Annotated in this window: 8 protein-coding genes; 5 read left to right on the top strand and 3 right to left on the bottom strand. The window is 68.9% G+C overall.

Annotated features, from left to right (window positions below; all coding sequences use genetic code 11):
* Positions 1–106 precede the first annotated feature (106 nt).
* From galU to VI238_RS14925, 3 genes are all read left to right on the top strand, one after another.
* The gene (gene galU, locus VI238_RS14935) at positions 107–982 is read left to right on the top strand and encodes a UTP--glucose-1-phosphate uridylyltransferase GalU (protein WP_331652756.1); all 876 of its coding nucleotides are present in this window, start codon (positions 107–109) and stop codon (positions 980–982) included.
* 97 nt (positions 983–1,079) lie between these two features.
* The gene (locus VI238_RS14930; protein ID WP_331652754.1) at positions 1,080–1,592 is read left to right on the top strand and encodes a hypothetical protein; all 513 of its coding nucleotides are present in this window, start codon (positions 1,080–1,082) and stop codon (positions 1,590–1,592) included.
* Between the two features lie 31 nt (positions 1,593–1,623).
* Positions 1,624–2,790: a trans-sulfuration enzyme family protein gene (locus tag VI238_RS14925; RefSeq protein WP_331652752.1), complete on the top strand. Its 1,167-nt coding sequence runs from the start codon at positions 1,624–1,626 to the stop codon at positions 2,788–2,790.
* Between the two features lie 13 nt (positions 2,791–2,803).
* Here VI238_RS14925 and VI238_RS14920 read toward each other — a convergent pair whose 3' ends face one another.
* The gene (locus VI238_RS14920) at positions 2,804–3,223 is read right to left on the bottom strand and encodes a hypothetical protein (RefSeq protein WP_331652750.1); all 420 of its coding nucleotides are present in this window, start codon (positions 3,221–3,223) and stop codon (positions 2,804–2,806) included.
* A 103-nt stretch (positions 3,224–3,326) separates the two neighbouring features.
* Between VI238_RS14920 and VI238_RS14915 the strand changes: the two genes are divergently transcribed.
* Both VI238_RS14915 and VI238_RS14910 read left to right on the top strand, forming a co-directional pair.
* Positions 3,327–4,259, top strand: a complete 933-nt coding sequence (locus tag VI238_RS14915; protein WP_331652748.1) for a hypothetical protein — start codon at positions 3,327–3,329, stop codon at positions 4,257–4,259.
* Positions 4,260–4,579: 320 nt separating this feature from the next.
* Positions 4,580–5,122, top strand: a complete 543-nt coding sequence (locus VI238_RS14910; protein ID WP_331652746.1) for a hypothetical protein — start codon at positions 4,580–4,582, stop codon at positions 5,120–5,122.
* A 36-nt stretch (positions 5,123–5,158) separates the two neighbouring features.
* Here VI238_RS14910 and VI238_RS14905 read toward each other — a convergent pair whose 3' ends face one another.
* Positions 5,159–6,355, bottom strand: a complete 1,197-nt coding sequence (locus VI238_RS14905) for an acetyl-CoA C-acyltransferase (RefSeq protein ID WP_331652744.1) — start codon at positions 6,353–6,355, stop codon at positions 5,159–5,161.
* Between the two features lie 132 nt (positions 6,356–6,487).
* On the bottom strand, positions 6,488–8,876 hold a 2,389-nt coding region (locus VI238_RS14900), incomplete at its 5' end, for a 3-hydroxyacyl-CoA dehydrogenase/enoyl-CoA hydratase family protein (protein ID WP_331652742.1).

Here is an 8,876-nt window from a genome sequence, read left to right as displayed (position 1 = left end):
TCTCGACCAGCTGCTGCCCGAGTTCGCGTCGGTCGACGCTGCGGCGACGACCGACAACGTCGTCACGTTCGGCCCGCGCTGAAGGGCCATCCAACAAGGACATCGCATGAGCCAACGTTTGCGCAAGGTCGTCTTTCCCGTCGCCGGGCTCGGCACGCGCTTCCTGCCGGCGACCAAGGTCGTCGCGAAGGAAATGCTTCCCGTTCTGGACCGGCCGCTGATCCAGTACGCCGTCGACGAAGCCGTCGACGCCGGCGCCGACACGCTCGTGTTCGTCACCAACCGCTACAAGCACGCGATCGCCGACTACTTCGACAAGGCGTACGAACTGGAGAGCAAGCTCGCCCAGTCCGGCAAGAACGACCTGCTCGCGATGGTGCAGGGCACGTTGCCCAAGCACGTGCGCTGCGTGTTCGTGACGCAGCCCGAGGCGCTCGGCCTCGGCCACGCCGTGCTGTGCGCGAAGCCCGTGGTCGGCGACGAGCCGTTCGGCGTGGTGCTGCCCGACGACCTCATCTGGAACGGCGCCGGCGCCGGCGCGCTGCGCCAGATGGCCGAGCTCGCGCAGGCGCAGGACGCAGGCGTGATCGCGGTCGAGGAAGTGCCGCGCGACGAGACCAACAAGTACGGCATCGTCGACGCGACGCCGATGTCCGACCGTGCCGCGAAGGTCAAGCTCGTGGTCGAAAAGCCGAAGCCCGAGGTCGCGCCGTCGAACCTCGCGATCGTCGGCCGCTACGTGCTGCCGGGGCGCATCTTCGCGCTGCTCGAGAAGACCACCCCGGGCGCCGGCGGGGAAATCCAGCTCACCGACGCGATCGAGGCGCTGCTCGGCGAGCAGAGCGTGCTCGCTTACCGGTTCGAGGGCACGCGGTTCGACTGCGGCAACAAGCTCGGCCTCGTCAAGGCGACGCTCGCGATGGCGCTTGCGGATCCCGCGCTCGCACCGGCAACGCGCGAGTTCATCGCGGGCATGCGCTGAGCGTTCGAGCGGAGATCACCGGCGCGCTGGCGGCTGCGGCCGCATTTGCCTAGAATCCCGCGACGGCTGCCGCAGGTCGCCACAGGGGATTCGAACGATGCAAGGGATCGACCCGCTTCGCCGCAGCGCTGCGTTTTCGCTGATGATCGCAGCGCTCGTCACGAGCGGCCTCGCGGCCGCCGGCACGCCCGCGGGGCTCACGATCACGATCGACGATGCGCACGACTTCGCGCGCTACGGCGGCTACCTCGACTACACCGTCACGCTCGCGAACACGGGTGCCGCGGACGCGACCGGAGTGAGCATCGCGAACGCGTTCCCGCCGCAGCTCGACCCTGCCTATACGACCTGGATCTGCCTGCCGAGCGGTGTCGGCGCGATCTGCACCGACAGCGGCTCGGGTCCCCTCGTCGACGCGGGCATGGAGATCCCGGTCGGCAACAGCCTGACCTGGCTCGTGCATGCGCCGGTGCGCGTCGACGCGAGCGGCGACACGATCGACAATTCGGTCGACGCCACCTGGAACTCGGCCACGGTCGGCGCGACCGACAGCGATGCGCTGGTGATCTTCCGCGAAGGCTTCGACGCGCCGTACGGCGACGGCACGTGACCGATCCCTCGCCGCATCGATCTGCCCGCGCATGGATCTCAGCTACATCCTGAACCAGCTCGGCGAGGATCGCGAGCGGTATTTCGGCGCGGTCGCGCCGCCGATCGTGCAATCGTCCATCTTCGCGTTCCCGAGCGTGGCGGCGATGCGCGCGGGCTTCCGCGACGAACTCGGCGAGCACGTCTATACGCGCGGCAACAACCCGACCGTGGAGATCCTCCGGCGCAAGGTCGCTGCGCTCGAAGGCACCGAGGATTGCCTCATGTTCGGCAGTGGCGCCGCCGCGATCTCCGCCGGCGTCGTGGCCTGCGTGTCCGGCGGCGACCACGTCGTGTGCGTCGCGCGGCCGTACAGCTGGACGCGCGCGGTGCTCAAGGATCTGCTCGGCCGCTTCGGCGTCACCGCGACGTTCGTCGACGGCACCGACGCCGCGAACTTCGAGGCCGCGCTGACCGACCGCACGCGCCTGATCGTGCTCGAAAGCCCGAACTCGATGACGTTCGAGCAGCAGGACCTCGCCGCGGTGGCCGCTCTCGCGCGTGCGCGCGGCATCCGCACGTTGTGCGACAACAGCCACGCGACGCCGCTGAACCAGTCGCCGATCGCGTTGGGGATCGATCTCGTCGCGCACTCGGCGACGAAGAACCTCAACGGCCACAGCGACGTCGTCGCAGGCGCGCTGTGCGGCAGCGCCGGGCTCATCCGCGACGTGTTCCGCGGGCCGTACATGACGTTCGGCGCAATCCTGTCGCCGCACGACGCCTGGCTCATGATCCGCGGCCTGCGCACGCTGCCGATCCGCATGCAGCGCATCGCCGCGACGACCGCGACCGTGCTCGCCTACCTCGAAGCGCATCCGCGCGTGCGCCGCGTGTATTCGCCGCGCGCGTCCGCCAATGCGCAGCTCGGCCTGACGGAGCGGCAACTGAACGGGGCGAGCGGCCTGCTCACGGTCGAGCTCGCGACCGACGAGATCGCTGCCGTCGAGCGTTTCTGCGATGGACTCACGCGCTTTCTCATGACCGTGTCGTGGGGCGGCTACGAATCGCTCGTGTTTCCCGTTTGCGCGGTATTCCCGCGCGACGCCGCGCTGCGGCCGCCGCACGGCGTGCCGCTCAATCACGTCCGGCTGTCGATCGGCCTGGAAGAGCCCGACGTGCTCGTCGCCGATCTCGAGGCGGCGCTGCAGCGCTTGTAGCGTCAGAGGCCTTTTACACGCCGAACAGGCGCCAGCTCAGCGCGAGCGTCGCCGCCGCGAATACGAACAGGAGCAGCGAGAGCAGCTTGAGCATGCGCGCCACGCGCAGCGCCGCCGTGCCCTGAAGCACCGGCGTATCGCGCAACACGCGCGCCTCCGCGATCGGCCAGCGCCGCTGCGCTGCCGCCGCGCGGGCGCGCCGCAGCGCGTGGATCGCGAGCGCCAGCAGGCAGGTCGCGCTCGACGCGGCGGCGATGCCGATCCAGTGGCGCATCTGCACGACGAGCGCCTCGGTCGAGGTTGCGATCGCGCGTTCGGTCAGCCAACGCTGCATGAAGAACACGATCGCCACCGCCGCGACCACGGCCAGCGCGAGCACGATCGCGGTGACGCGGCGCAGGCGGACGTCGGCGCGTTGGATCTCGGTCGTCATGCCACCCCCGGGGACGTGCGCGCACTATACCCAGCAGCGCGAATGCGCGATGCGCCGTCCGTCGCCGAATCGCCGCGCTGGTCGCGGCTGCTATGCTAGGCGAATGGACTTTCGATGCTTGCTCGTCGCGTTGCTCGCACTGGCGTCCGCTGCCTGCCAGACGATCGGTCGCCCGGCATCGGGCAGCGCAGTGCCGGTCGCGTCTTCCTTACAGGGTGACTACGACAACCACGAGCAGGTCTGGACCGCGCGCGAGAATCCATCGCAGGTCGCACCTCCCCATGTACGCGTGACCATCGAAGGCACGCCGCGCGAGGACTGGACCGTCTGGCGCGTGCGCCTCGACGTCTCGACGCCCCTGCAGGCTTCGTGGGCGCTGCGGCGGACTACGGCCGCGGACGGGCAGGTCGCCTGGGTTCCCCACCGGGCGACCGTCGCTCAGCCGGGCCTCGGCAAGGACTTCGACGACGCGCAATGGGCACCTCTGGACGCGTGCTCGCTGCGCAGCCGCGGCGGCACGCAGGGGCGCGTGTTCTCGGCGGACGCGAATGCATGCGCCGTGCTCGCACCCGGCATCGGGTCGGAGGCCGCGCTGCTGCCGATCGCCGTCGAGTCCGACGGCGAGTGGTTGCGCGTGCGCTTGTACGTCGACCAGGCGCGCGGTGCCGAAGCTCGCGAGGATCTGCGACGCGTGCAGCGGTTCGCGGGATGGGCCGCGCTCAACGGCGCCGGTCCGGCCGCGGCCGCCGACAGTGCCGACTGGCACATGGACCGCAAGGTCGCGCTCGGCAACGAAGGCAGTCGGTATGCGCTCGCCTACCGCGACGGACGTGCGTCGGGCTATTCACTCGTGCTCGAACGACTCACGTATCGCGACGGCAACGTGCCGGTGCTCAAGCTGTCGGTCGTCGAGGACGCGAGCGGTCGCACGCTCGCATATGCCTGGGCGAATCCGCAAGCGACACGCATCGGCATCAACCTCGGCTGGCTGCAGGTCGGGCTGGAATCCTCCGCATTCCCTCCCGCATCGCAATGATCGACGACGTGCCGAAAGGCTGAAGGCCTCGTCTTCGCGTGGTCCGCCGGCGGCCATCCACGGCCGCACTGTTCGATGCGCGGACGTCAATGCAGTACGGCGGCTGGAGCCATTCCATCAAGCCCGCGCCCGAATTCCCGCTCAGCGGGTTCCGATCGGCTAGGGCGTCGTGCTCGGCAACGATGGCGAGCCCGGCGCGACGACGGAGCAAGCGGCCCGCCCACGGTCCGGCGGATCGCGCACACGCACCGCCGCGAACGTGTTGCGCGACCGAGCGGGGCACGCCATACGTCGTCGTCCACTTCTGCCAGGTGCCCATCATGACGCCACGCATGTTCCTCGCCGTCTGCGCGACGCCCTTGCTCGTCGCGATGTCGGCCGCGCACGCGACACCCGCGCAGGTCCAGGCACTGCAACAGGTCAATCGCGATATCTGGGGGCCGTTCGTGCGCGGCGTCGGCAGTTTCGACGACGCGACCTGGCTCGGCGTGCGCTCGAAAGACTTCGTGATGGTGCAGCAGGGCAAGCCGCACTTCCTTGGCCACGACGCCTACGTCGAGGATTCGACCAAGGTCATGCGCGAGTTGAAGCAGGCCGGCACGCGACTTGCGCTCGAGGTGCGCTTCGACGAGCGCATGACCGATGGCCGATACGGTTCCGAGCGTGGACTGATCCGCACGACGATCTCCGAGTCCGGCAAGGAAGCGCGCACGATCTTCAGCCGCTTCCACGCGATCGTGCGCCTCGAGGATGGGCGCTGGCGCGTCCTCACCGAGTACAGGACGCCTGCCGGCCCGGGCGCGGAACAGGCGTTCTCCGCTGCGCACGGTGTCGATGCGGCGGCCGCGGCACTGAAGGAGTAGTGCCGCTGCGCGGTTTCCGCCCAGGCCTCCAGTCGGTCAGAGCGCCTCGAAGATCCCCGCCGCACCCATTCCGGTCCCGATGCACATCGTGACCATGCCGTACTTCTGCTTGCGGCGGCGCAGCCCGTGCAGCAGGGTCGCCGCGCGGATCGCGCCGGTCGCGCCGAGCGGATGGCCGAGCGCGATCGCGCCGCCGAGCGGGTTCACCTTCGCCGGATCGAGGCCGACGTCGCGGATCACCGCGAGTGCCTGCGCCGCGAACGCCTCGTTGAGTTCGATCCAGTCGAGCTGTTCCTTCTTGAGCCCCGCTTGCGCGAGCGCCTTCGGGATCGCCGCGATCGGGCCGATGCCCATGATCTCCGGCTTGACGCCGGCGACCGAGAAACCGACGAAGCGCGCGATCGGCGTGAGTCCGTACTGCTTGATCGCCTTCTCGCTCGCGATCAGCAGCGCGCCCGCACCATCCGACATCTGCGAGGCATTGCCGGCGGTCACGCTGCCGCCCATGCGGAACACCGGCTTGAGCTTGGCGAGGCCGTCGAGGCTCGTGTCCTTGCGCGGGCCCTCGTCGACCGTGATCACGCGCGCGTCGTCGCGAATCGCGCGCGTCGCGAGGTCGGGGTAGCGGTCGGCCAGCGTGAACGGTGCGATCTCGTCCGCGAATTCACCGGCGGCGATCGCCGCGAGCGCCTTCTGATGCGAGGCGAGCGCGAACGCATCTTGGTCCTCGCGGGTGACCTTCCACTGCTCGGCGACCTTCTCTGCGGTGATGCCCATCCCGTAGGCGATCGCGACGTTCTCGTCGTTGAACGCGGCTGGGTTCATCGCGACCTTGTGGCCCATCATCGGGACCATGCTCATGCTCTCGGTGCCGCCCGCGAGCATGAGATCGGCTTCGCCGAGGCGGATGCGATCGGCGGCCATCGCGATCGCTTGCACGCCCGAGGAACAGAAGCGGTTGATCGTGACGCCGGGCACGCTGTCGGGAAGGCCAGCGAGCAGCACGCCGATGCGCGCGACGTTCATGCCTTGCTCGGCCTCGGGCATCGCGCAGCCGATGACGGCATCGCCGACCTGCGAAAGGTCGATGCCCGGCGCCTTGGCGACCGCAGCACGGATCACGTGCGCGAGCAGGTCGTCGGGGCGGGTGTGGCGGAATACGCCGCGCGGTGCCTTGCCGACCGGCGTACGGACGGCGGAGACGATATAGGCGTCCTGGATCTGCTTGCTCATGGTGTTCTCCCGCGCAGCACCTTCGGTGCTGCGCTCGTTATCGTTTTCGTCGCTCCGGCGCGAGCCGGAATCCGGTCGTCGTTGCGTCAGTAAGGCCGATTGGATCCCGGCGTGCGCCGGGCCGATGTCGACTCAGTTGCGCAAGGGTTTGCCCGTCGCCAGCGTGTGCGCGATGCGCTCCTGCGTCTTCGGCATCTGCGCCAGCTCGAAGAAGTGCCTGCGCTCGAGATCAAGCAGCCACTGCTCGTCGACCTGCGAGCCGCGTTCGATCGCGCCGCCGCAGAGCACGTCGCCGATGCGCGTCGCGATGGCGTCGTCGTGCGCCGAGATGAAGCGTCCCTCGAGCATGTTGACCAGCGCCATCCTCAGCGTCGCGAGGCCTACGTCGCCGGCGACCGTCACCGCGTTCGCCGGCAGCGGCGGGCGATAGCCCGACTCGGCCATCGCGGCCGCGACCTGCTTGGCGACGTGGAGCAGCTCGAAGCCGTTGAACACGACGACGTCGTCCGGGCGCAGCAGGCCGAGCGCCTTCGCTTCGAACGCACTGCCGGACGTCTTCGCCTGCGCGACCGCCTCGAACATGCGCTTGATCTCGGGGAACACGTCGCCGCCGGCCGTGCGCTGCGACGCGCGCACCGCAATCTCCTTGAGGCCGCCGCCGGCCGGCAGCAGGCCTACGCCGGCCTCGACGAGGCCGATGTAGCTTTCGAGCGCGGCAACGGTGCGCGCGCAGTGCATCTGGAACTCGCAGCCGCCGCCGAGTGCGAGGCCGCGCACCGCGGCAACGACGGGCACGAGCGCGTACTTGATGCGCATGCTCGTCTTCTGGAAGTTCGCGATCATCGTCTCGAGGCGATCCATCTGCCCGGCCTGCACGAAGCCGAGCATGCCCTTGAGGTCCGCACCCGCGGAGAACGCCTTGTCGCTGTCCTGCCAGATCACGACCGCGTCGAGATTCTTCTCGGCGTAGCCGATCGCCTGCTGGATGCCGTCGAGTACCGCGTCGTTGACCGTGTTCATCTTGGTCTTGAACGAGAGGATGCCGACGCGCTCGTCGCCGTGTCGCCACAGGCGCACGCCGTCGTTCTCCCACAGCGTGGCACCGGTATCGAACGTCTCGCCGACGAGCGCGTCCGGGAACAGCTGACGCGCGTACACGGGATGCGACGAGCGCGGCTCGTCCTTGCCCGTACGCGGTGAATACGAACCGCCGGCGTGATGCACGCCATCGATCTTTCCGACCCACGCGGGCAACGGTGCCGTACTCATCGCCTTGCCAGCCGCGATGTCGTCGGCGATCCACTTCGCGACGTCGGCCCAGCCCGCGGTCTGCCACGTCTCGAACGGACCGAGCTTCCAGCCGTAACCCCAGCGGATCGCGAAGTCGACGTCGCGCGCGGTGTCGGCGATGTCGGCGAGGTGGTAGGCGGAGTAGTGGAACAGGTCGCGGAACACCGCCCACAGGAACTGCGCCTGGGGATCGGACGATGCGCGCAGCCGGGCGAACTTCTCGGCGGGGTTCCTGATCGCGAGGATCGCGGCGACTTCATCCGACACGGTGCCGCTGGAAGGGGAATAACTTTGCTCCATTGAAAAGTCCGGCCATGGACGGCCGGGCTCTTGCGGAGGGAGCCGCAATACCACGATGTCCTTGCCGCGCTTGGTGTAGATGCCCGCACCCGTCTTCTGGCCGAGCGCGCCCTTGGCGATCAGCGCCGACAGCCAGGCCGGCGACTGGAAATGCGCATGCCACGGGTCGTCCGGCAGCGTGTCCGCCATCGTCTTGATCACGTGTGCCATCGTGTCGAGGCCGACCACGTCCGCCGTGCGGTAGGTCGCGCTCTTCGGCCGGCCGATCGCGGGGCCGGTCAGCGCGTCGACGAGGTCGAAGCCGAGGCCGTATTGCGCGGTGTGGTGCATCGTCGCGAGGATCGAAAACACGCCGATGCGGTTGCCGATGAAATTCGGCGTGTCCTTCGCGTGAACGACGCCCTTGCCGAGCGTCGTGGTCAGGAACGCCTCGAGGCCCGCGAGCACGCCGCGATCGGTGCGCCGATCGGGGATCAGCTCGACCAGGTGCATGTAGCGCGGCGGATTGAAGAAATGGATGCCGCTGAAGCGTGGTTGCAGCGACGCCGGCAGCGCGTCCGCGAGCGCATGGATCGAAAGGCCGGACGTGTTGCTTGCAAGCACCGCAGAATCAGAGACATACGGAGCAATCTTCTTGTACAGGTCGAGCTTCCAGTCGAGCCGTTCCGCGATCGCTTCGATGATGAGATCGCAACCGCGCAGGGCCTCGAGGTGCTCGTCGTAGTTGGCCGGCGTGATGCCGCCGACCTTCGACGTCTCGGCGAGCGGGGCGGGCGAGAGCTTGGCGAGATTCGCGATCGCCTTGAGCGCGATGCCGTTCTTGTCGCCGTCCTTCGCCGGCAGGTCGAACAGCAGCGTCTCGACGTCGGCGTTGGCGAGGTGCGCGGCGATCTGCGCGCCCATGACGCCGGCGCCGAGCACGGCCGCCTTG

Source organism: Dokdonella sp. (assembly GCF_036518555.1).
Lineage (GTDB): Bacteria > Pseudomonadota > Gammaproteobacteria > Xanthomonadales > Rhodanobacteraceae > Dokdonella_A.
Note: the sequence above shows the minus strand (reverse complement) of the source record. Positions and strands in the feature narration are given on the sequence as shown.